This is a genomic window from Paramesorhizobium salinisoli, from assembly GCF_003335045.1.
In the GTDB taxonomy this organism is placed as follows: Bacteria; Pseudomonadota; Alphaproteobacteria; order Rhizobiales; family Rhizobiaceae; genus Paramesorhizobium; species Paramesorhizobium salinisoli.
Window position 1 is genome coordinate 378,686 of record NZ_QOZG01000002.1, and the last position, 23,405, is coordinate 402,090.

A 23,405-nucleotide genomic window follows, 5' to 3' on the forward strand; every position below is an offset into this window, starting at 1 on the left:
GTTCTCTTCGATCTCCCCCCAATCAGCACCCACCCTACGATTTTCCCGCCAGCGCCTTCAGCCGATAGAGCTCGTCCATCGCCTCGCGCGGGGTCATTTCATCGGGGTTGAGCGCCAGGACAGCTTGTTGCAGCGCGCTGTCGCCCTTCTGCTTCGGCTGCTCGCGCTTCACCTCGACCGAGAAAAGCGGCAAATCGTCGATCAGCTTGTCGGCCTTCCCGGAGGTTTCACCGGCTTCCAACTGGTGCAGCACGTCGCGCGCGCGGTTGACCACCGCCTCTGGCAGGCCGGCGAGGCGGGCGACCTGCACGCCGTAGGATCGGTCTGCGGCACCCCTGGCGATCTCGTGCAGGAACACCACGTCGCCATCCCATTCCTTGACCCGCATGGTGACATTCGCCAGCCGGGCAAGCTTTTCCGACAGGGCGGTCATCTCATGAAAGTGCGTGGCGAAAAGCGCCCGGCAACGGTTCTTCTCATGGAGATATTCGACGGCCGCCCAGGCGATGGAGAGCCCGTCAAAGGTAGCCGTGCCGCGGCCGATCTCGTCGAGGATCACCAGCGAGCGCTCTCCCGCCAGATTGAGAATGGCCGCGGTCTCGACCATCTCGACCATAAAGGTGGAGCGGCCGCGCGCCAGATCGTCCGACGCGCCGACGCGGCTGAACAGCCGGTCGACCACGCCGATATGAGCTGAGCCGGCGGGCACGAAAGACCCCATCTGGGCGAGGATGGCGATCAACGCGTTCTGGCGCAGAAAGGTCGACTTGCCGCCCATGTTGGGGCCGGTCAGGAGCCAGATGGCTCCATGGTACTCGTCACCCTGCGGTGACAGATCGCAATCGTTCGCCACGAAGGGATTGGCCGCCTGGCGGCGCAGCGCCTGCTCGACCACCGGATGGCGACCGGCGACGATGTTGAAAGCAAGGCTCGCATCGACCAGCGGGCGGCAATAGCCCTGCTCCTCGGCAAGGGTCGCCAGTGCCGAGGAAACATCGAGCAAGGCAAGGGCCGCCGCGCCAGCGCGGATCGCTTGCGCCTGGACGACGGTCTCGTTCGTCAGTTCGTCGAAGATCGCAAGCTCGATGGAGAGCGCCCGGTCGGCGGCATTGGCGATCTTCGATTCCAGTTCCGCCAGCTCGGTGGTGGTGAAGCGCATGGCGCTCGCCATGGTCTGGCGGTGGATAAAGCGGCCCTTCGCCTCGTCGCTGCTTGTCATGGTGGCGTGATGGCTCGCCGGCACCTCGATGAAATAGCCAAGCACATTGTTGTGCTTGATCTTCAGCGATTTGATGCCGGTCTCGTCGGTGTAGCGGGCCTGCAGGCCCGCGATGACCCGGCGCGACTGGTCGCGCAAGGCCCGCATTTCGTCGAGCTCGGGATGATAGCCCGAGCGGACAAAGCCGCCGTCGCGTTTGAGAAGCGGCAATTCATCGTGGAGAGCGCGGTCGAGATGTTCGGCGTAATCCTGTGGCAGACTGGCCAGGGCGATGCGTGCGGCTTCGAGTTCCGGCGGCAGGACAACATGACCTGAAAGCAGCGCCGCAATACCCCGTGCAGCCTCAAGGCCCCGCTGCAGCGCGCCCAGATCGCGCGGTCCGCCGCGACCGACCGCAAGGCGAGAGAGGGCGCGCGGCATGTCGGGCACACCCTTCAGCTCCTGGCGCAGGTCCTCAGTCAATTGATGTTCGCTCAGGAAAAACGAAACCGCGTCCTGGCGCATGGCGATGGCAGCGGGATCGGTGAGCGGCGAGGTCAGCCGTTCGGCGAGGAGCCGCGCGCCCCCACCGGTCACCGTGCGGTCGATGGACTTGAGCAGGCTTCCCTCGCGGCTGCCGGAAAGCGTGCGCACCAGCTCCAGATTGGCGCGGGTCGCCTGATCGATGAAAAGAGCGGAACCCTCCTCCTCGCGCTCCGGATGCATCAGCGGCGGGCGTTCGGCAAGCTGGGTCTTCTCGATATAGGCGATCGCGCCTGATATGGCGGAAAGCTCGCAGCGCGAGAACTGGCCGAAACCATCGAGCGCCGCCACGTCGAAATAGCGCTTTATGCGCGCCTCGGCGATGGCGCTGTCGAAAAGGCTTGCCGGCTGCGGCGTCACCGCGCGTCCGATCATGTCGAAGACCGGGCGCAGTTCCGGGTCGTGGAAAACCGGCTCGGCAACGATCAACTCACGCGGATCGATCCGCATGATATCGGCGAGGAGTCTACCCGGCGCCGTTTCGGCGACGCGGAAGGTGCCGGTGGAGATATCGATCCAGGCGAGCGCCATGCGCCCCTCCTCCGCTCCCTTGACGCGGCCGAGCGTCATCAGGAAATTGGCCTCGGAGGGATCGAGCAGCTTTTCCTCGGTGAGCGTGCCGGGGGTGACAAGGCGGATGACGTCGCGGCGCACCACCGATTTCGAGCCGCGCTTCCTCGCCTCGGCCGGATCCTCGGTCTGCTCGCAGACGGCGACGCGAAACCCCTTGGAGATCAGCTTCTGCAGATAATCGTCGGCGGCATGGACCGGCACGCCGCACATCGGGATATCCTCGCCCAGATGCTTGCCGCGCTTGGTCAGCGTGATGCCGAGCGCCTTCGACGCCTCGACGGCATCGGCAAAGAAAAGCTCGTAGAAATCGCCCATGCGGTAGAACAGGAGCGAACCCTCGTTCGCAGCCTTGATCTCGATATATTGCTCCATCATCGGCGTCGGGCGCGAGCCCATGTCGAACGTCTCCGCGACGGTATCGAGATCGTCGGTGATTTGCGGCTGATCGTTCAATGCGGCTTCCTGGAATTGGTCCATGGCGGTTTATGGGCGGCTTTGAATAGAGGGGTCTTTGCTGCGGTATAAATATCTATTCCCTGTTGCGCTGTTTACACACTGCCGCGCTAGCGGTATCGGACATTTCTCCACAGAACAAAGCACCGGAGGGAATATGCCCGTCGAATCGTCCACCAACAAGACCAACAGCCGGACTGCACCTTCGGTTACCGACAAGGAAGCGCTGGATTTCCACGCCAATGGCCGTCCAGGCAAGCTGGAGATCAACCCGACGAAGCCGATGGCGACGCAGCGTGACCTTTCGCTCGCCTATTCGCCCGGCGTCGCCGTTCCGGTGAAGGCCATCGCCGAAGACCCGGCGCGCGCCTATGATTATACGTCGAAAGGCAACATGGTCGCGGTCATTTCCAACGGCACGGCGATCCTCGGCCTCGGCAATCTGGGCGCTCTTGCCTCCAAGCCGGTCATGGAAGGCAAGGCGGTGCTGTTCAAGCGTTTTGCCGATGTCGATTCCATCGACCTGGAAGTCGATACCTCAGACATAGACGCCTTCATCAATGCGGTGCGCTATCTCGGCCCTTCCTTCGGCGGCATCAATCTGGAAGACATCAAGGCGCCCGACTGCTTCATCATCGAAAGCCGCCTGCGCGAACTGATGGACATTCCGGTTTTCCATGACGACCAGCACGGCACGGCGATCATCGCGGTGGCCGGGCTCATCAACGCGCTGCACCTGACGGGACGCGACATGACGACGACGAAGCTCGTCTGCAACGGCGCGGGTGCCGCCGGCATTGCCTGCATCGAGCTCGTCAAGGCCATGGGCTTTGCGCCGGAGAACGTCATCCTCTGCGATACCAAGGGCGTCGTCTACCAGGGCCGCGAAGAGGGCATGAACCAGTGGAAGTCGGCGCATGCGGTGAAAACCGACAGGCGCTCGCTCGCGGAGGCCATGGATGGCGCGGATGTCTTCTTCGGTGTTTCCGCCAAGGGCGCGCTGACGGAGGAGATGGTGCGCTCCATGGCAGAGAGCCCGATCATCTTCGCCATGGCCAATCCAGATCCCGAGATCACGCCGGAGGAAGTCGCGCGCATCCGTTCCGATGCCATCATGGCGACCGGCCGGTCGGACTATCCCAACCAGGTCAACAACGTTCTGGGCTTCCCTTACATTTTCCGTGGCGCGCTCGACGTGCGCGCCACCACCATCAACGAGGATATGAAGGTGGCCGCCGCCAATGCGCTTGCAGCGCTCGCGCGTGAAGACGTGCCGGATGACGTGGCCGCCGCCTATCAGGGCAACCGGCCGCGCTTCGGCCCGAACTACATCATCCCCGTGCCTTTCGATCCGCGCCTGATTTCGGCCATTCCCGTGGCGGTGGCGAAGGCTGCGATGGAATCGGGCGTGGCCGGCAAGCCTATCGCCAACCTCGAAGCCTATGCGCGCGAGCTTTCCGCCCGGCGCGACCCGATCGCCTCGACGTTGCAGGGTATTTACGAGCGCGTGCGGCGCCAGCCCAAGCGCATCGTCTTCGCCGAGGGCGAGGAAGAGCAGGTCATGCGCGCCGCCGTCTCCTATGCCAACCAGCGCCTGGGCACCGCCATCCTGCTGGGTCGTGAGGAGCGCATCCGCGAAACAGCGGAGAATGCCGGCGTCGATCTCGCCAAGGCGGGCATCGAGATCATCAATGCACGGCTGTCGAGCCGCAACACGGTCTATGCCGACTATCTCTACGAGAGGCTGCAGCGGAAGGGCTATCTCTTCCGCGACTGCCACCGCATCATCAACAACGACCGCAACCATTTCGCCGCCTGCATGGTGGCGCTGGGCGATGCCGACGGCATGGTGACCGGGGTCACGCGCAATTACGCGACGGGCCTCGACGACGTGCGCCACGTCATTGACGCCAAGCCGGGGCACCGGGTGATCGGCGTCTCGATTGCGCTCTGCCGCGGCCGCACGGTGTTCATCGCCGATACTGCGGTTCACGAGATGCCGAATGCCGAGGAACTGGCGGACATCGCCGAAGAAGCGGCGGGCATGGCGCGGCGCATGGGCTATGTGCCGCGCGTGGCGCTGCTCGCCTATTCCACCTTCGGCCATATGGGCGGCGAGCGCTCGGAGCGCATCCAGGAGGCGGTCACGATCCTCGACAAGCGCCGGGTCGATTTCGAATATGACGGCGAGATGGGTGCCGATGTGGCGCTCAACCCGGCGCTGATGGAGCAATATCCCTTCATCCGCCTGTCCGGTCCGGCAAATGTGCTCGTCATGCCGGCCTTCCACTCCGCCTCGATCTCGACCAAGATGCTTCAGGAGCTGGGCGGCTCGACCGTCATCGGTCCGCTGCTGGTCGGCCTCGACAAGCCGGTACAGATCGTCTCGCTGGGCGCGAAGGATTCCGACATCGTCAACATGGCCGCGATCGCGGCTTATAACGCGACGAATTGAGCGCAGAGAATATATCAGCCAATCTCCCCCACATGGGGGAGATACCCGGCTGGACAGAGGGGCACTGTCCCGCCAGCGTTTCCATCTTCCCCATACCCACGCTATGGAAAACGCGCTATAGGAAGCCTCCATTCACCGGCGGAACCCGTCTTCATGAGCTTATCAGACCTGAAGCTTGAACAGATCGTCAGTGCGGAAAAGCTGCGCCGGAATCTGGACCTGCTCACCAGCCAGGCGGAGGCCGAAGGGGCTAGCCACGCGGTGCGCGGGCTGGTGCTGCAGACGCTGAAGGACACGATGGCGCGCGGACGCGCCAGCGCGGAAGCCATGCTGATGAAGGATGGCGGCGGAAGGCGCTGCGCCGCCCGCCTCTGCCACCTGATGGACGTCATCATCGAGACACTCTACGATTTCGCCACCACAACCGTCTATCCCGCGACCAATCCATCGACGGCCGAGCGGATGGCCATCGTCGCCGTCGGCGGCTACGGGCGCGGGGCGCTGGCGCCGGGCTCCGACATCGACCTCCTGTTCCTTCTGCCCTACAAGCAGACGCCATGGGGCGAGCAGGTTGTCGAATATGTGCTCTATATGCTGTGGGACATGGGGCTGAAGGTCGGGCATGCGACGCGTAACCTCGACGAGACGGTCCGCCTGTCGCGCGAGGACATGACCATCCGCACCGCTGTCCTGGAGGCGCGTTATCTCTGCGGAAGCCGCGAACTCTATGACGAGATGACCCGACGTTTCGCTGAAGAAGTGGTCAAGGGAACGGCGCCGCAATTCATCCAGGCCAAGCTCACCGAGCGCGACAATCGCCACCGCAAGACCGGCGAGACGCGCTATCTGGTCGAGCCGAACGTCAAGGAAGGCAAGGGCGGCCAGCGCGACCTGCACACGCTGTTCTGGATCGCCAAATACTTCTATCGCGTGCATACCAGCGAGGAACTGGTCAAGGCGGGCGTGCTGTCGCGCGACGAGCACAAGCTGTTCCGCAAGGCGGAGGATTTCCTGTGGGCGGTGCGCTGCCACATGCATTTCCTCACCGGCAAGGCAGAGGAGCGGCTGTCCTTCGACATCCAGCGCGATATCGCCCATCGGCTGGGCTATACGGCGCATCCCGGCCAGCACGATGTCGAGCGTTTCATGAAGCACTATTTCCTTGTCGCCAAGGATGTGGGCGACCTGACGCGCATCATCTGCGCGGCGCTGGAGGAAGAGCAGGCCAAGCACGTTCCGGGCTTCAACCGGATTTTCCTTACCTTCTCGCGGCGCAAGCGCAAGCTCGCCGGCACGCAGGATTTCATCGCCGACAATCACCGCATCAATATCGCCGATGAAGGGGTATTCGAGCGCGATCCCGTCAACATCATCCGGTTGTTCCATCTGGCCGACAAAAACGGCCTCGAGTTTCACCCGCAGGCGATGCAGCAGGTCACCCGCTCGCTGAAACTGATCAATGGCGAACTGCGCGAGAGCCCGGAAGCCAACCGGCTGTTCGTCGAAATCCTGACGTCGCCGCGAAATCCCGAGCTCATCCTGCGGCGTATGAACGAGTCCGGCGTGCTCGGCCGCTTCATCCCGGATTTCGGCAAGATCGTCGCGATGATGCAGTTCAACATGTACCACCATTATACGGTGGACGAGCATCTCCTGCGCTGCATCGCCATCCTCTCGGAGATCGAGCACGGCGAACTGGAGCACGAGCACCCGCTTTCCAACACGCTGATGCCGGCGCTGAAGAAGGACCGCAATCTCCTCTATATCGCGCTGCTTCTGCACGATATCGCCAAGGGGCGGCCGGAGGACCATTCGGAGGCCGGCGCCCGCATCGCGCGCAGGCTCTGCCCGCGCCTAGGACTGACGCCTGCCGAGACCGAGACGGTGGCATGGCTGGTGCAGCAGCACCTGACCATGAGCATGGTCGCCCAGTCACGCGATTTGAACGACCGCAAGACCATCGAGGATTTCGCCGCTACCGTGCAGACGCTGGAGCGGCTGAAGCTGCTGCTGATCCTGACGGTCTGCGACATCAAGGCGGTTGGCCCCGGCGTCTGGAACGGTTGGAAGGGCCAGCTCCTGCGCACGCTCTTCTATGAAACCGAACTGCTCCTGACCGGCGGCTTTTCGGAAGTCTCGCGCCAGGACCGCTTCGAAGATGCCCGCACGCAGCTTTCGACCGCGCTTTCCTCCTGGCCTCAGGCGGAGCGGGAAGCCTATCTCAATCTGCACTACCAGAACTATTTCCTCACCGTCAGCCTGGACGACCAGATGCGGCACGCCGATTTCATCCGCGAGACGGATGCATCGGGCAAGGCCCTTGCGACGATGGTGCAGCCGCACGCCTTCGAGGCGGTGACCGAGATCACCGTGCTTTCGCCCGACCATCCGCGCCTGCTCTCTGTGATCGCCGGCGCCTGCGCCGGCGCCGGCGCCAATATCGTCGATGCGCAGATCTTCACGACGAGCGACGGGCGGGCGCTCGATACGATCCTGATCAATCGTGAATTCGAGACGGATGATGACGAGAAAAGGCGGGCCGAGCGTGTCGGCAAGCTGATCGAGGACGTGCTGTCCGGCCGCTCCCACCTGCCTGACATGCTCGCCAAGCGCACCAAGCCGAAGCGCGCGGCCAAGGCCTTCCACCTCGAGCCGCGTGTCGAGATCAACAACACGCTGTCGAACAAGTTCACCGTCGTCGAGGTCGAGGGGCTCGATAGGCCCGGCCTTTTGTCCGAGCTTACCGGCGTGATTTCGGATCTCTCGCTCGACATCGCCTCTGCGCATATCACCACGTTCGGCGAGAAGGTGATCGACGCCTTCTACGTCACCGATCTGGTAGGTCACAAGATTTCCAGCTCCACCCGGCAGGCCAATGTCAGGCGGAAGCTTCTGGCGCTGTTAGGCAAGGAAGACGGCCACGCACGCGCCGGTAGCCGCTCGCACCAGGCGGCGGAATAGGAACGGTTGTTGTTTTGATGGAATCGCTAGGCGCCCCCCTCTGCCCTGCCGGGCATCTCCCCCGCAAGGGGGGAGATTATGCCTTCATCAAGCTGCGGCACCAATCGCAAACCTTGCAGAAGCAAGGCGATAGGCTCCGTCAGCCAATCTCCCCTCTTGCGGGGGAGATGCCCGGCAGGGCAGAGGGGGGCGCTGTCCCGCCAGCGTTTCCATTTCCAGAGAACAAGAAGATCAACCCATGAGCCTCGTCAAGAAGTTCGCCACGGTCGCATCGGGCACGCTGATGAGCCGCATCTTCGGCTTTACCCGCGAAATGCTGATGGCGGCGGCGCTTGGCACCGGGCCTGTTGCCGATGCGTTCAACGCGGCGTTCCGGTTTCCCAACACGTTCCGGCGGCTTTTTGCCGAAGGTGCGTTCAACTCCGCCTTCGTGCCGCTCTTCGCCAAGGAAATCGAGAAGCACGGCATGGATGGAGCCAAGCGCTTCTCCGAGGAGGTTTTCGGGGTTCTTTTCACGGTGCTGCTCTGCCTCACCATCGTCATGGAACTGTCGATGCCTTTCCTCGTGCGTTACGTGATAGCGCCGGGTTTTGCCAACGATCCACAAAAATTCGAGAGTACGGTAAAGCTCGCAATCATCATGTTTCCCTATCTCGCCTGCATGTCGCTTGCGGCGATGATGAGCGGAATGTTGAACTCCTTGCATCGCTATTTCGCTGCCGCCGTTGCGCCTGTTTTTCTCAATATCATCCTCATCGGCGTCCTCGCCTATGCCTGGTATCGGGGCCATGATGCGCTGGCGGTTGGTTATGGCTTGTCCTGGGGCGTCATGGCGGCGGGGCTGGTGCAACTCGCCATCGTCTGGATCGCCGTGCGCAATGCAGGCATCGCCATAGGGTTTCGGCGCCCGCGCCTCACGCCCAATGTCAAGCGCCTGCTCATCCTCGCGCTTCCGGCGGCAGTGACCGGCGGCATCACCCAGATCAATCTCCTGATCAACACCAATATCGCGTCGGCCAAGGCAGGCGCTGTTTCCTCGCTGGTCTATGCCGACCGGGTGTATCAACTGCCACTCGGCGTTGTCGGCATCGCGGTGGCAACCGTGCTCCTGCCCGAACTTTCGCGGGCGCTGCGCTCCGGCAATCTGAAGGAAGCCGCCAATCTGCAGAACCGCTCGGTCGAGTTCACGCTGTTCCTGACGCTACCGGCGGCGGCGGCATTGCTCGTCATGTCGGAGCCGATCGTGCGACTCCTTTTCGAGCGCGGCCAGTTCTCCCCCGACGCGACGCGCATCGTGGCCGACGTCCTCGCCATCTATGGGCTTGGGCTGCCGGCTTTCGTGCTGATCAAGGCTTTCATTCCGGGCTTCTTTGCCCGTGAGGATACCCGCACACCGATGGTGTTCGCGGGAGTTTCGGTTGCGGTGAACGTCACGCTCGCCCTGACGCTTTTTCCGATCTATGCAGCAGCGGGCATCGCGACGGCGGAAATCGTCGCGGGATGGGTCAATGTCATCCTGCTTTTCTACACGCTGGTCTGGCGCAAGCATTGGGGCAAGGACATTCCGCTCCTGACCCGCATTCCGCGTCTCATCCTGGCAGCGGCCATCATGGCGGCGGGCCTGCATTATGCAACGCAATGGCTCGGCCATCTGCTCGCCTCGGGCGTCCCTCTCCTGGTTCGCGCGACGACACTGGGTAGCTTGGTGATCGCGGCCATGGTGATCTATTTCGCCCTCGCCTTCGGTCTTGGCGGCGCCAACGCCGGCATGATCAAGCGCAACCTGAAGCGCAAGCGGGCGGCAGCCAGCAACGAGACAGAGAAGACTGCCGAATGACCCGGTCAGTCGCCCTCGTTACGATCGTTGTCCGTGACTATGACGAAGCCGTTGCCTGGTATACGGAAAAGCTTGAATTTGAACTGGTGGAGGATACCGCGCTTAGCGGCGGAAAGCGCTGGGTCGTGGTCAGTTCAGCCGGTGCGACGACAAGGCTTCTTCTTGCAAAAGCCGATGGCGTCGAGCAGGAAGCGTATATCGGGAACCAGACGGGCGGCCGCGTCGCTTTTTTCCTCGATACCGACGATTTCAGCCGGGACCACTCGTCCATGCTGGAGGCAGGCGTTCACTTTCTTGAAGAGCCCCGGCACGAGAAATACGGGACCGTGGCTGTTTTCGAGGACCTCTACGGCAACAAGTGGGATCTTATCGAACATCGAGGCTGAACCGGCTTCCCTGCCAATTGCCGCTTGATTGGCGGGCATCGCTCTGCCAAAAGCCCACGATATCTAGCCGCATGATCTTATCCGGAAAGCCCGCAACTTTTCGGGATCATGTTTGAATTTAACCGCATGATCTTGCCCGATAAAGTCTACAACTTTTCGGGATCATGCTTAAACAACCCGGCTCTCCACCAGCTTCAGGGAACCATCATGGATAGTTTCAAACCGCTCGTCTTTTCCGGCATTCAACCGACCGGAAATCTGCATCTCGGCAATTATCTCGGGGCGATCAAGCGCTGGCTGGATTTGCAGGACAGCCATAATTGCCTCTACTGCGTTGTCGACATGCATGCCCTGACGGTCAATCCCGATCCGGTGGAACTGATGCAATCGACCCGTGAAGTGACGGCGGCGTTTCTCGCTTCAGGCATCGATCCCAAGAAGAGCATCGTCTTCAACCAGAGCCGTGTGCGCCAGCACGCCGAGCTTGCCTGGGTGTTCAACTGCGTGGCGCGCATGGGCTGGCTCAACCGCATGACCCAGTTCAAGGACAAGGCCGGCAAGGATCGCGAAAACGCCTCCGCCGGGCTGTTCGTCTATCCAAACCTGATGGCCGCCGACATTCTCGTCTACCGGGCAACGCATGTGCCCGTGGGCGAAGATCAAAAGCAGCATCTGGAACTGACCCGGGATATCGCGCAGAAATTCAACAATGATTATTCCGACCGTATAGCCTCGCTCGGGATAGGCGTCGAGACGGCGGTGGGCGAGGAAACCGTCACCGGCTTCTTTCCGCTGACCGAGCCGATGATTTCCGGCCCAGCCATGCGGATCATGTCACTGCGTGACGGAACGAAGAAGATGTCGAAATCCGATCCTTCAGACCTTTCGCGGATCAATCTCGTCGACGATGCCGATACGATCGCCAAGAAGATCCGCAAGGCGAAAACCGATCCGGAGGCCTTGCCGTCAGATGTGGAAGGGCTCGCCAACCGGCCGGAGGCGGACAATCTCGTTGGCATCTTTGCCGCACTTTCCAGCACGGACAAGGAGACGGTCATCCGCGATTTCGGCGGCCGGCAGTTTTCGGAATTCAAGCCGGCGCTGGCCGATCTCGCCGTGGCGCGGCTTTCACCGATCACCGGTGAAATGCGCCGCATCTCGGCCGACCAGGCCTATGTCGATGCGGTTCTGAAGGACGGAGGCGAGCGCGCAAGCGTTCTGGCCGAAGCTACCATGCGCAACGTGCGCAATATCATCGGCTTCCTGCAGGATTGATATCCCTTGGAGACGGTGCCGCGCGCCGTTTCCAGACTTTCTCCCATTTCTTTTTCGAAACCGCAGGGCGGAAAAATCCCCTCCTTGCGGGTCCCCTCTTGCAATGGCACATTGATCGCATGGTTTCAAAACGTCTCAGCCGGGAAGCCGGACATCGCCGCAAATTCCTCGCCGTCATCGACGAGACGCCGGAATGCGATCGCGCGGTCGCCTATGCCTCGCGACGCGCCAAGAACACAGGCGGCGGGCTGGTACTCCTGTTCGTGATCGATTCGGCGGATTTCCAGCATTTTCTGGGAGTGGGCGACATCATGCGCGCGGAAGCCGAGGAGCGCGCGCACGGCACGCTCAACAAATTCGCCGCCAAGGTGCGCGAGGAACAGGGCCTCGAGCCGGAACTCGTGGTGCGCGAGGGACAGACGGCGGAGGAAATCCACGGGCTGATCGAGGAAGACCAGGATATTGCCATCCTGGTGCTGGCGGCGGGCGCCGGCAATGAAGGGCCAGGGCCGCTGGTGCAGTCGATCGCCGGGCGCGGCGCGGTCTTTTCCGTGCCGGTCACGGTGGTGCCGCACAGCCTGACCGACGAAGACATTGATGCCGTCGCGTGATATCCTTATATAGGTCACACAGACGTCATCGATGCCGGGCTTGAAGCGGCCGGCCGACAGGCTTACTTTCGAACAGTTCCAGAATTCCAGCGCGGGAGAACGCGATGTTCATCCAGACAGAGACAACGCCCAACCCGGCGACCCTGAAATTCCTGCCCGGAAAGGTGGTCATGCCTGAAGGCACAGCGGATTTCCGCGATGCCGACACGGCGGGACATACATCCCCGCTTGCCGCCAAGCTTTTTTCGGTGCCGGGCGTGACGGGCGTGTTCTTCGGCTTTGATTTCATCACCATCACCAAGGACGGCGCGGACTGGCAGCATCTCAAGCCTGCCATTCTCGGCACGATCATGGAACATTTCATGGCTGGCGCGCCTGTCATGGCCGCCACCGACAGCAATGCTGCGTCCGAGCATGACGAGGCCGAGTTCTTCGACGAGGCCGATACCGAGATCGTCGGCACCATCAAGGAACTGATCGAAACGCGGGTGCGCCCTGCCGTCGCGCAGGATGGCGGCGACATCACCTTCCGCGGTTTCGAAAAGGGAACAGTCTATCTGCACATGAAGGGCGCCTGTTCCGGCTGCCCGTCCTCGACGGCAACGCTGAAGCACGGCATCCAGAACCTGCTGCGCCATTTCGTTCCGGAAGTGCAGCACGTCGAATCGGTCTGAAAAGACCCACGTTTCCTGATCTATCGAATGTAAAAAGGCCGCTTTTCAGCGGCCTTTTTGTCATTTCTCGTGCCCAGAATTACTTCACGATCACCTTCGCGCCGATATCCACGCGGTTGTAGAGATCGACGATATCCTGGTTCAGCAGACGGATGCAGCCGGATGACATCGCCTTGCCGATCGACCACCATTCCGGCGTGCCGTGCAGGCGATAACCCGTATCGTGGCCGCCCCTGAACAGGTAAAGCGCGCGTGCGCCCAGCGGATTCTGCAGGCCCGGCTGCATGCCTCCGCGATATTCCGCCAGTTCCGGGCGGCGCTTTATCATCGCTGCGGGGGGCGTCCACATCGGCCATTCGCGCTTCATCGCGACACGCGCCGTGCCCTGCCACTCGAAGCCCTGCTTGCCCACGCCGATGCCGTAGCGCATGGCCTTGCCGTCGGGCATGACGAAATAAAGGAATTTCGCTCCCGTATCGACGATCACCGTGCCGGGCGCTTCCCTGGTTTCGTAGCTCACGACCTGACGGTGGAACTGGGAAGGAACCTTTGTCCTCGGAATCGCGGGGAGCCTATAGCCCGCATCCGTGACAGAGGCGTATGACGCGGTATAGGTGGGACCGCCAATCGATGAACACCCGGCAAGGGCGGTTGCGGCCATCATCGCTGAAGCCACTAGCAACGGCTTGATATGCATATATTTCCCCTCGTCTGCGATATCCGGTTCGAGCGAATCACACTTAATCACTGCAATGTATTGGTTGTTTTCTTAACCATGGATTAACCGTAATGCGAGTTTTTTCACCGTTTTGACTTTTTTGAACTTCAGCTGGCGCAAAAAAGACACATTTTGTTCTGTCGGAAGTGCAACTCTTTGACACGCCGACCCAAACGGCAATTTGCACTTTTCGTGGACTTGCCTGCCTACCACGCGGTGTGCTTGCGCACTGGACGGGCGGTGTTTCAATAGCGCAAAATAGCGCCATGCCGATCGTGATTCCCCATCAGACCCATCCGCTCGCCGATGGCCGCCAGTCGGAAAACGCCATGCTGGTGCGGCGCGGCGTGCAGCGCCTGTTCCTGGAAATGGGGCTGACGGTTGCGCCGGAACTGCCGCTCGCCTCGGGACGGCGCGCCGATCTCGTCGCGCTGACGCGCAGCGGCGACATCTGGATCGTCGAGATCAAATCCTCGATCGAGGACTGGAAGGCGGATCGCAAATGGCCGATCTACCGGGCGCATTGCGACCGGCTGTTCTTCGCCACGCATCCCGGCGTGCCGCGCGAAATCTTCCCCGAGGAATGCGGCTTCATCCTCTCCGACGGTTATGGCGCGGAAATCCTGCGGGATGCGCCGGAGCACCGGCTGGCGGCGGCAACGCGCAAGGCGATGACCCTGCGCTTCGCCCGCATCAGCGCGGCGCGGCTGATGCTTGCCGAGCTTTCAGGCTTCAGCGTGCCGGATGTGGATATGGGGGAATAGGAGATCCCCCTACCTCACCTTGGGGCGCGCTTGGCCAGGATGCGCTGCAGGGTGCGGCGATGCATGTTGAGACGGCGGGCGGTTTCCGAGACGTTGCGGTCGCACATTTCGTAGACCCGCTGGATATGCTCCCATCGCACGCGGTCGGCCGACATCGGGTTTTCCGGTGGGGCGACTTTTTCGCCGACGCGCCGGGTGAGTGCGGCAAAGACCTCGTCGGCATCGGCGGGCTTGGAGAGATAATCGATCGCGCCGAGTTTCACCGCGTTCACCGCCGTGGCGATGTTGCCATAACCGGTCAGCACGATGGCGCGGGTATCCTCGCGGCGGCTGCGGATCGCCTCGATGATGTCGAGGCCGTTGCCATCGGCAAGGCGCATGTCGACCACCGCATAGGCCGGCGCCGAAGTCCTGACCGCCGCAATCCCTTCCTCGACGGATTCGGCTGTCGTCACCTGGAAACCACGGCTCTCCATGGCGCGCGCAAGGCGTTGCAGAAACGGCTTGTCATCATCGACCAGAAGAAGGGAAGGATCGCTGCCGATCACGCCGACATTATCCTGATCTGCATCTTCCATCAGGTTATTTCCTACTTGTCTTTTCTTTCGCCCCTTATTGATGGCCCTGCGTCAAAAAGTCAAATAGGCATTGAATTTCGGGCAGAATTTCAGGCGATATTTCCTTCCAGTGCGGCGCGGGGCCAGATCACCCTTATCTCGGCCCCCTGGCCCGGATCGCTGCGGTTATGGAAGCTGATCTGGGCGCCGGAGCGCTCCAGCAGTGTCTTGGCGATGAACAGGCCGAGCCCGAGACCACCGCCATTCTGGCTCGCCTCGCGGCTCGTCGTATAGGGCTCGCCGATTCGATCGAGAATATCCGGCGTGAAGCCCTTTCCGTCGTCGAGGATGATGATTTCCACCGTGCTATCCGTCCAGCCCCATGCGACGCTTGCTCTGACCCGGGCGAAATCGACGGCGTTCTCGATCAGATTGCCCAGGCCGTAGATGACGCCGGGATTGCGCCGCGCCACCGGCTCCGGCCCTTCTCCGCCTGTTTTTCTGACGTCGATGACGATGCCGAAATTGCGGTGCGGCGCGATCACCTCCTCGATCAACGATGAGAGCGGCAGCCGCGACATATGCTCCTCGCCCTCTGACGACAGGCTGGTCAGTCGCTGCAGGATTTCGCGGCAGCGCTGCGCCTGCGAGCGCAGAAGCTCCACATCGTCGGCCATGCGGTCGTCCTTGGGAAGGGCGCGCTGCATTTCCTTGACCACCAAGGCGATCGTGGCGAGCGGCGTGCCCAATTCGTGCGCGGCGGCGGCGGCGAGACCGTCCAGCGCGGAGAGGTGCTGCTCGCGCTGCAAGATCAGTTCCGTCGCGGTCAGGGCATCGGCCAAAAGCCGCGCCTCCTCGGCGACGCGGTAGACATGGACGCCGGTGAAAACCAGCGCCGAGACGATTGCGCACCACACGCCCGCGACCAGCAGGAAGGGCAGCGTCATCTCCACGCCCGGATACCAGGGCAGCGGGCGATGCTCGATTGCCAGCAGCGTGGTGCAGACGATGACGAAAACGCCGAGCGCCATGGTGCTGCGTCCCGGCAGCGAGGTGGCGGAAATGATGACCGGCACGATCATCAGGACGGCGAAGGGATTTTGCAGGCCCCCCGTCAGGTAAAGCAGGCCCGCCAGTTGGAACAGGTCGAAGGCCAGAACGGTAATCGCCGCACCCGGCTCAAGACGGTGATTAACGGGATAGCGAAAGGAGAGAAACAGGTTCAGCCATGCCGACGCCGCTATCAGCACGAAGCAGACGCTGACCGGAAACGGAAACTGCAGATACAGCATCACGAACAGGATAGCCGCCGTCTGCCCGGCAATCGCCAGCCAGCGCAGGCGCACCAGCGTCGTCAGCCGCAGCCGGCGCGAGAGGTAGGAAGCGCGATTGTTGAAATCAGGATTCATCATTCATCTTTCTGGCATTTCTTATGCGGGAAAGCATTCCTCTCGCGCAAGAATATACCGTGCGCCCCTCGACCGTGCGTTTCCGTGATCACTGCCCGCGCGGCTTGGCGCGCCTTGTGGGGTCGGCTGCGAGCGGGTCCTCGGGCCAGACATGCCTTGGATATCGCCCGCGCATGTCGGTGCGAACATCCGCCCAGGAGCCGCGCCAGAAGCCGGGCAGGTCGCGGGTGATCTGGATCGGGCGATGGGCGGGCGAGAGCAGTTCGAGCAGTAGCGGCACCGTGCCGCCGGCGATGGCCGGATGGGTTGCGAGTCCGAAAAGCTCCTGCACGCGGACGGCGATCACCGGCTCGTCGGCATCGTAGCGGATGGGGATATGCGAACCCGTCGGCACCTCGAAATGGGTGGGCGCCAATGCGTCGATCCGCCTTTGCAGATCGTATGGCACGAGGGAACGCAGGCCATTGATCAGTACCTGAGGCGGAATGCGGTCGAGCCGCGCTTCTCCGGTGAGGAACGGCAAAAGCCAGTCCTCAAGGGTTGTGAGGAGATGATCGTCCTGCATCGACGGCCAGGGATCGCCCAGGCCACGGTGCAGCCAGCCGAGCCGGCGGCGCAGGATTTCCGCTTCCTTGCTCCATGGCAGGATGGCAAGCCCGTGCTGGCGCACCGCTTCGACGACGCCCCTATCCGCGTCCTCGCCCGACGGCGCGGGCAATTGCCGTTCCGAAAGCGCTATGGCGCCGATGCGGGTCGCCTCGCGGGCGCGCAGCGCATTCTTCTCGGGATCATAAACGATCTGGCGTCCGCTTTCGATGCGGGGTCCCAGCACCGCGCGGATGTCGTCCTCGCTTACCTCGGCCGCGGCCATAATACGGGTTCGCTCCGCCCGCCCGGTGAGATCGGCGACGACCAGCCATCTGGCGCGCGACAGCGGCAGAGCGGGGTCGACCTCGCCTCCCCGGCCGTTCGCCAGCACAAATTGCCCCGTGGCGCCGCGCGCCTTGGCGATCCGGTCGGGATAGGCGTCGAGCAGAAGGCGCCCGGCGGAGGAAGGCTCCCCCGCAGGAGCGGCGGAGCGCACCGCCGAGGCGAGGCGTTTTGCCAGCCCTTTGGCCCGCACGGCGCGATCACTGCGGTCGCGATGGAAACGGGAAAGCCTGACATCGAGATCGACATCGTTGCCGCCAAGTCCACGCTCGGTCAGGAGCATCGCAAGTTCCGCCGCACGTCCGCCCTCGCCCTGCCTTGCGGCGGCAACGATCATATGTGCGAGCCGGGCAGGCAGCGCCAGCGCGCGCATCGCCTCGCCATCAGCGGTCAGCCGGCCATTTTCGTCGAGCGCGCCGAGGCGCTTCAACAACGCTTTCGCTTCAGTCAGCGCGGGCGCCGGCGGCGGATCGAGAAAGGCAAGCGTCGCGGGATCCGATACGCCCCAGGCAGCGCAATCGAGCACCAGGCCGGAAAGGTCCGCTTCAAGGATTTCGGGTGGGGCAAAGGGCGGCAGGGCAGCGGTCTGGCCCGAATGCCACAGACGGATAGCGATGCCCGGTTCGGTGCGGCCCGCACGGCCGGCGCGCTGGTCGGCGGCGGCGCGCGCGGCGCGCACCGTCTCAAGCCGTGTCAGCCCGGTGGAAGGCTCATATTTCGGCAGCCGCGCCAAGCCGGAATCGATCACCACACGAACGCCGTCGATGGTGATCGAGGTTTCGGCCACGGACGTCGCCAGCACCACCTTGCGCTTGCCCGCCGGCGCGGGGCGGATGGCGGCATCCTGATCGCGGCCCTCCATCGCGCCATAGAGCGGCGCTAGCAGCACATTGGCGGGCAGACGATCTTCCAGAAGCCGCGCCGTGCGCTCGATCTCGCCCTGACCGGGCAGGAAGGCGAGGATGCTGCCCATCTCCTCGGCCAAGAGTTCACGGACGGCGCGTGCCATCGCATCCTCAATGCGCTCGTCGGGTTTGCGCTCGCGGTAGCGTATATCGATCGGAAAGGAGCGGCCGGCGCTCTCGATCACCGGCGCATCGTTCAGAAGCCTTGCGACGCGCGCGCCGTCGAGCGTTGCGGACATGACGATCAGCTTCAAATCGGGCCGGAGCGCGGCCTGCACGTCGAGCGCTAGCGCCAGGCCGAAATCCGCATCGAGGCTGCGTTCGTGGAACTCGTCGAAGAGGACGGCGGATACGCTTTTGAGGTCAGGATCGTCGAGGATCATCCGGGCGAAGACACCCTCGGTGACGACGAGAATGCGCGTGCGGGCGGAGGTCTTGGTTTCAAGCCGCATGCGATAGCCGACCGTTTCTCCCGGCTCCTCGCCCATCAGCGCGGCCATGCGGCGCGCGGCCGCACGCGCGGCGATACGGCGCGGCTCCAGAAGCACGATGGTCCCCTCGCCGCGCCATTCCGCCTGGAGCAGATGGATCGGCACCAGCGTCGTCTTGCCCGCGCCGGGTGGGGCGACGAGCACCGCCGCATTGCCGCTTTCCAGCGCTTTGTCGAGCGCGGGCAAGGCTTCGGTTACAGGCAGGCTCGGCAGGTCTGGCAAACCGTGCTCCATGGATGCATCGACGGGCGGATATACCGTGCACCGATACAACAGTTCTGTCCGGAATGGAAAGGTGGGACAAGCCCGTTGACATACTCCCCCATAGTACTTACCGTTTACTGCATTCGGGAGGTCCAATGCCGCATTCACTGGCCGATAAAAAGCGCGCGCTGACGCGTCTGCGCCGCATCAAGGGCCAGGCCGAGGCGCTTGAGCGCGCGGTGGAGGCAGGCACCGAATGCAGCGCGCTTCTCCAGCAGATCGCGGCATTGCGCGGCGCGGCCAACGGGCTGATGACGGAAGTGCTGGAAAGCCATTTCCGCGAAACGTTTGGGAAAGCCCGGGAGGCGATAGCGGAACGCGCGGTGATCGACCCCGATGCCGAAATCGATGAAATCATGCGCATCTTGCGCACCTATCTCAAATAAAAGCCTGAAACAGGCAGAACTGAAAGGGAATATCGCCATGAAATCTCGCGCAGCCGTGGCCTGGGAGGCCAACAAGCCGCTCTCGATCGAGACCGTCGAAATCGGCGGGCCGAAGGCCGGAGAAGTGCTGGTCGAGATCATGGCGACCGGCATCTGCCACACCGACGCCTACACGTTGTCCGGTCTCGATTCGGAGGGCAAGTTTCCGGCGATCCTCGGCCATGAGGGCGCGGGCATCGTGCGCGAGATCGGCGCGGGCGTCACGTCGGTCAAGGTCGGCGACCATGTCATCCCGCTCTACACGCCCGAATGCCGCCAGTGCAAAACCTGCCTGTCGCAGCGCTCCAATCTCTGCACCTCCATCCGCGCGACGCAGGGCCAGGGCCTGATGCCGGACAAGACCTCGCGCTTTTCCTGCGATGGCGGCGAGGTGTTCCATTACATGGGCTGCTCGACCTTCTCCAACTTCACCGTCCTGCCGGAGATCGCCCTTGCCAAGGTGCGCGAGGACGCGCCTTTTGACAAGATCTGCTATATCGGCTGCGGCGTCACCACCGGCATCGGCGCGGTCGTCTATACGGCCAAGGTCTGGCCGGGCGCCAATGTCGTGGTCTTCGGCCTCGGCGGCATCGGCCTCAATGTGATCCAGGGCGCACGCATGGTCGGCGCCGACAAGATCATCGGCGTTGATCTCAATCCGTCCAAGGTGGAAATGGCGAAGAAATTCGGCATGACGCATTTTATCAATCCCGACGAGGTCGGTCGGGACAAGGTGGTCGAGGCGATCGTCGATCTGACCGGCGGCGGCGCGGATTTCTCCTTCGAGTGCATCGGCAATGTCCACACCATGCGCCAGGCGCTGGAATGCTGTCATCGCGGCTGGGGTGAATCGATCATCATCGGCGTCGCGCCTTCAGGCACCGAGATTTCCACGCGGCCGTTCCAGCTCGTCACCGGGCGCGTCTGGAAAGGCTCGGCCTTCGGCGGCGCGCGCGGCCGCACCGATGTACCCAAGATCGTCGACTGGTACATGGAGGGAAAGATCGACATCGATTCGCTCATCACCCACACCATGCCGCTCGATGAGATCAACACCGCCTTCGACCTGATGCATGAGGGCAAGTCGATCCGCTCGGTGGTGGTCTACTGATGAGCGGGGCGCAATTGCAGTTCGTCTGGAGCGGGCTCGACGGGCTCAGCCCCCGCGATCTCTATGCCATGCTGAAATTGCGCGTGGATATTTTTGTCGTCGAGCAGAAATGCCCCTATCCGGAGATCGACGGCCGGGATCTGGACGCACTGCACCTGCGGGTGCTGGATAAGGGCAGCCTTGCCGCCTATCTGCGCGTTTTGCCACCTGCAGGCGAGGGTTCGGCACGCATCGGCCGTGTGGTCGTCGCGCCCAGCCATCGCGGCAGGAAGCTCGGCGAGCAGATCATGCTCGCGGCGATCGCGCATTGCCGGGAATGTTTTCCGGGTCACGATATCGAGCTCGGCGCGCAGAGCCATCTCAAGACATTCTACGGCTCATTCGGTTTTGTGCCCGTCTCGGATGAATATCTCGAAGATAGCATCCCGCATATCGACATGCGCCTCGCCGCTTAGGATCAGGAAGAACTCCGATGACACTCGAAACCATCTCGACCCCGAAGAGCTTCGAAGGCACGCAAGGCGTCTACCGCCACAAGAGCGAGGCTTGCGCCTGCGACATGACATTTGCCGTGTTCCTGCCACCACAGGCGGCGGAGGGCCCGGTGCCTGTGGTGTGGTATCTCTCAGGCCTCACCTGCACGCACCAGAACGTCATGGACAAGGGCGAATATCGCCGGACGGCGGCGGAACTCGGCCTCGCCATCGTCTGCCCCGACACGAGCCCGCGCGGTGAGAATATTCCCGACGAGAAGGACAATTGGCAGTTCGGCTGCGGCGCCGGCTTCTATCTCGATGCAACGCAGGCACCCTATGCCGCCCATTACCGGATGGCCACCTATATTGCCGACGAATTGCCCGCGCTGGTGGCGCAAAACTTTCCGATCGATCTGACGCGCCAGGGCATTTTCGGCCATTCCATGGGCGGACATGGCGCGATCACGCTCGCGCTGAAGCATCCCGGCCGCTTCAAATCGGTTTCAGCCTTTGCGCCGATCGTCCAGCCCTCGACCGCCGGCTGGTCGCGGCCCGCTTTTGAGAAATATCTGGGACCGAACGAGTTGGCCTGGCGTGCCTATGATGCAACGCTTCTGATCGAGGATGGCTACCGCGTGCCGGAACTGCTGGTCGATCAGGGCACGGCAGACGGCTTCCTCGATGACGGCCTGCGTCCATGGCTGCTGGAGGATGCATGCCGCAAGGCAGGCATTCCGCTGACACTCAACATGCGGGACGGCTATGACCATTCCTACTTCTTCATCTCGACCTTCATGGCCGATCATCTGCGCTGGCATGCCGAGCGGCTAAAGGGGTAACGCCTCAGCGTCGCGGCGTCACCTTCATCGGCAAGCCGCCCTCCGGCTGCGTGGTCAGTTTCTGCACCGGCCAGGGCTTGGTCTGGCTCACCGTATCGAAGCGATAGCGCGAGAGGAGAATGGCGAGCGCTATGACGCCTTCCTGCAGCGCGAAGGTCGCGCCGATGCAGACGCGCGGACCGGCCCCGAAGGGCAGATACTGGAAGCGATCGATCTTGCCGCGATTTTCCGGATGGAAGCGCGCCGGAATAAAAGCGTCGGGGTTTTCCCAGTAAAGACGGTGGCGGTGAATGGTCCACGGCATGGCGAGCACCGTCGAACCCTTTTCGATTGTCAGGTCGCCATATCGATCGTCTTCCACCGCTTCGCGGTTGAGGGAGGGCGCGGGCGGATAGAGCCGCATCGCCTCCTCGAAGGCAGCGCGCGTCAGCGGCAGCCTGTCCAGCCATTGATGCGGGGGCACGGGGCCTTCGCGCATGAAGCTGTCGATCTCCGCCTCGACGATATCTCGTTCCCAGGGCGCTTCGGCCAGGAGATAGAGCGTCCAGCCGAGCGCGCGGGCGGTCGTCTCGTGTCCGGCGCCGATGAAGGTGATGATATTATCCTCGATCTCGGCGCGCGACAGGCCATCCGGACCTTCGGTCTTCAGAAGCAGCGTCAGGAAATCACTGGGAACGTCCTCACCCTTTGCCATGCGGTCCTTTCGCATCGCGACGGTATCGGCGACGATCTTGCGGAAGAAGGCGAGCGAGCGACGACCCCTGATCTGGGTAAAGCGCGGCAGCCATTGCGGCGCGCCCAGGAGATCGAGCGGATCGACGCGGCCCATGGTCTCGAACAGATTGTCGATTTCCTTGGCGAACTGGCCCGGCTCGCCGGCGATCTCGCCCGAGAAAAGCGTCGCGGCCAGAATGTCATAGGTCAGCAGCGTCATGTCGCGGGCCACGTCGCTTACCACCCCAGGCGTTTGGTAGCGGCCGGCAAAAGCTTCGGAGCGCTCCTGCATCGCGCTAGCGAAACCATGAATGTGGCGCGGCGTGAAGACGGGCGCCATCGCCTTGCGCGACCGCTTCCAGACCTCGCCTTCCGCCGTCAGAAGGCCGTCGCGCAGGATCGGGCGCAGGATGCGCTGGCGCACCGCCGCCATGCGATAATTCTTCGCGTTGTCGACCAGCACGTGGCGGATCAGTCCTGGGTCATTGGCGATGATGGTACGCATGCCCATCCAGTCAACCTCGACCCATGGCTCGTTATAGGAGGGCTCGCCCCACAGTTCGAGCGGATTGCGGTAGATGATGCGGATGAGTTCGAGACGGCCGACCCGCTTCGTCCGCGGAACAGGCGCAGGTGGAACGAACGGATTTTCGGGGCCGGCCGCCCTTATGCATCCCGTGCCACCCATCACCATATCGCTCATGAACGAAACTCCGATAAAACCATGATATAGGCGTGGAAATACCCTCGCGCCACATGGCGGCCCACACGACTATCCACAATGGCATGTTTCCCCGCAAAAACGCCGCAAAGATTTGGAAAAACTGGCTTTAACA

18 protein-coding genes are annotated in these 23,405 nt (G+C 62.7%); 12 read left to right on the plus strand and 6 right to left on the minus strand.

Annotated features, from left to right (window positions below):
* Nucleotides 1-34: 34 nt before the first annotated feature.
* Nucleotides 35-2,710 (minus strand): DNA mismatch repair protein MutS, encoded by a 2,676-nt coding sequence (mutS, locus tag DUT91_RS05405; RefSeq protein ID WP_114439654.1) that lies wholly within the window; start codon nucleotides 2,708-2,710, stop codon nucleotides 35-37.
* A 214-nt stretch (nucleotides 2,711-2,924) separates the two neighbouring features.
* Between mutS and DUT91_RS05410 the strand changes: the two genes are divergently transcribed.
* From DUT91_RS05410 to DUT91_RS05440, 7 genes are all read left to right on the plus strand, one after another.
* Complete coding sequence (locus DUT91_RS05410) at nucleotides 2,925-5,222, plus strand: NADP-dependent malic enzyme (protein WP_114439337.1); 2,298 nt, start codon at nucleotides 2,925-2,927, stop codon at nucleotides 5,220-5,222.
* Nucleotides 5,223-5,375: 153 nt separating this feature from the next.
* Nucleotides 5,376-8,183 carry a [protein-PII] uridylyltransferase gene (locus DUT91_RS05415; protein WP_114439338.1) on the plus strand — a complete coding sequence of 936 codons (2,808 nt, stop codon included), beginning with the start codon at nucleotides 5,376-5,378 and terminating at the stop codon, nucleotides 8,181-8,183.
* Nucleotides 8,184-8,421: 238 nt separating this feature from the next.
* On the plus strand, nucleotides 8,422-10,020 hold the full coding sequence (gene murJ, locus DUT91_RS05420; protein WP_114439339.1) for a murein biosynthesis integral membrane protein MurJ: 1,599 nt from the start codon (nucleotides 8,422-8,424) through the stop codon (nucleotides 10,018-10,020).
* Nucleotides 10,017-10,406 (plus strand): VOC family protein, encoded by a 390-nt coding sequence (locus DUT91_RS05425; RefSeq protein ID WP_114439340.1) that lies wholly within the window; start codon nucleotides 10,017-10,019, stop codon nucleotides 10,404-10,406. Before murJ ends, DUT91_RS05425 begins: the two co-directional genes overlap by 4 nt.
* A gap of 207 nt (nucleotides 10,407-10,613) precedes the next feature.
* Nucleotides 10,614-11,681, plus strand: coding sequence for a tryptophan--tRNA ligase (gene trpS, locus DUT91_RS05430; protein WP_114439655.1), 1,068 nt, complete (start codon nucleotides 10,614-10,616; stop codon nucleotides 11,679-11,681).
* 119 nt (nucleotides 11,682-11,800) lie between these two features.
* A complete protein-coding gene (locus DUT91_RS05435) occupies nucleotides 11,801-12,292 on the plus strand; it encodes a universal stress protein (RefSeq protein WP_114439656.1) in 492 nt (163 codons plus the stop codon).
* A gap of 104 nt (nucleotides 12,293-12,396) precedes the next feature.
* Complete coding sequence (locus tag DUT91_RS05440; protein ID WP_114439341.1) at nucleotides 12,397-12,966, plus strand: NifU family protein; 570 nt, start codon at nucleotides 12,397-12,399, stop codon at nucleotides 12,964-12,966.
* 79 nt (nucleotides 12,967-13,045) lie between these two features.
* Here the strand turns inward: DUT91_RS05440 and DUT91_RS05445 are convergent, their stop codons facing one another.
* Entirely contained in the window at nucleotides 13,046-13,663 is a 618-nt protein-coding gene (locus DUT91_RS05445; RefSeq protein WP_114439342.1) for a L,D-transpeptidase, read from the minus strand.
* 287 nt (nucleotides 13,664-13,950) lie between these two features.
* On the opposite strand from DUT91_RS05445, the gene DUT91_RS05450 reads away from it, so the two are divergent.
* A complete protein-coding gene (locus DUT91_RS05450) occupies nucleotides 13,951-14,448 on the plus strand; it encodes an MmcB family DNA repair protein (protein ID WP_114439343.1) in 498 nt (165 codons plus the stop codon).
* Between the two features lie 14 nt (nucleotides 14,449-14,462).
* Here the strand turns inward: DUT91_RS05450 and DUT91_RS05455 are convergent, their stop codons facing one another.
* The 3 genes from DUT91_RS05455 to hrpB all read right to left on the minus strand — a co-directional run bounded on the left by DUT91_RS05455 (nucleotide 14,463) and on the right by hrpB (nucleotide 18,962).
* A complete protein-coding gene (locus DUT91_RS05455; RefSeq protein ID WP_114439344.1) occupies nucleotides 14,463-15,026 on the minus strand; it encodes an ActR/PrrA/RegA family redox response regulator transcription factor in 564 nt (187 codons plus the stop codon).
* A gap of 89 nt (nucleotides 15,027-15,115) precedes the next feature.
* Nucleotides 15,116-16,414 (minus strand): ActS/PrrB/RegB family redox-sensitive histidine kinase, encoded by a 1,299-nt coding sequence (locus tag DUT91_RS05460; protein WP_114439657.1) that lies wholly within the window; start codon nucleotides 16,412-16,414, stop codon nucleotides 15,116-15,118.
* A gap of 88 nt (nucleotides 16,415-16,502) precedes the next feature.
* Nucleotides 16,503-18,962, minus strand: coding sequence for an ATP-dependent helicase HrpB (hrpB, locus tag DUT91_RS05465; RefSeq protein ID WP_114439345.1), 2,460 nt, complete (start codon nucleotides 18,960-18,962; stop codon nucleotides 16,503-16,505).
* A gap of 137 nt (nucleotides 18,963-19,099) precedes the next feature.
* Here hrpB and DUT91_RS05470 point away from each other — a divergent pair, with 137 nt between their 5' ends.
* The 4 genes from DUT91_RS05470 to fghA are packed head-to-tail and all read left to right on the plus strand — an operon-like array spanning nucleotide 19,100 to nucleotide 21,855.
* The gene (locus DUT91_RS05470; protein ID WP_114439346.1) at nucleotides 19,100-19,390 is read left to right on the plus strand and encodes a metal/formaldehyde-sensitive transcriptional repressor; all 291 of its coding nucleotides are present in this window, start codon (nucleotides 19,100-19,102) and stop codon (nucleotides 19,388-19,390) included.
* Between the two features lie 37 nt (nucleotides 19,391-19,427).
* Nucleotides 19,428-20,540: an S-(hydroxymethyl)glutathione dehydrogenase/class III alcohol dehydrogenase gene (locus DUT91_RS05475; protein ID WP_114439347.1), complete on the plus strand. Its 1,113-nt coding sequence runs from the start codon at nucleotides 19,428-19,430 to the stop codon at nucleotides 20,538-20,540.
* Complete coding sequence (locus DUT91_RS05480) at nucleotides 20,540-20,995, plus strand: GNAT family N-acetyltransferase (RefSeq protein ID WP_114439348.1); 456 nt, start codon at nucleotides 20,540-20,542, stop codon at nucleotides 20,993-20,995. The genes DUT91_RS05475 and DUT91_RS05480 overlap by 1 nt, the downstream gene beginning before the upstream one ends.
* A 17-nt stretch (nucleotides 20,996-21,012) precedes the next feature.
* The gene (gene fghA / locus DUT91_RS05485; RefSeq protein WP_114439349.1) at nucleotides 21,013-21,855 is read left to right on the plus strand and encodes an S-formylglutathione hydrolase; all 843 of its coding nucleotides are present in this window, start codon (nucleotides 21,013-21,015) and stop codon (nucleotides 21,853-21,855) included.
* Nucleotides 21,856-21,859: 4 nt separating this feature from the next.
* Here the strand turns inward: fghA and DUT91_RS05490 are convergent, their stop codons facing one another.
* Nucleotides 21,860-23,272 carry a cytochrome P450 gene (locus tag DUT91_RS05490; protein WP_245419563.1) on the minus strand — a complete coding sequence of 471 codons (1,413 nt, stop codon included), beginning with the start codon at nucleotides 23,270-23,272 and terminating at the stop codon, nucleotides 21,860-21,862.
* Between the last annotated feature and the right edge of the window lie 133 nt (nucleotides 23,273-23,405).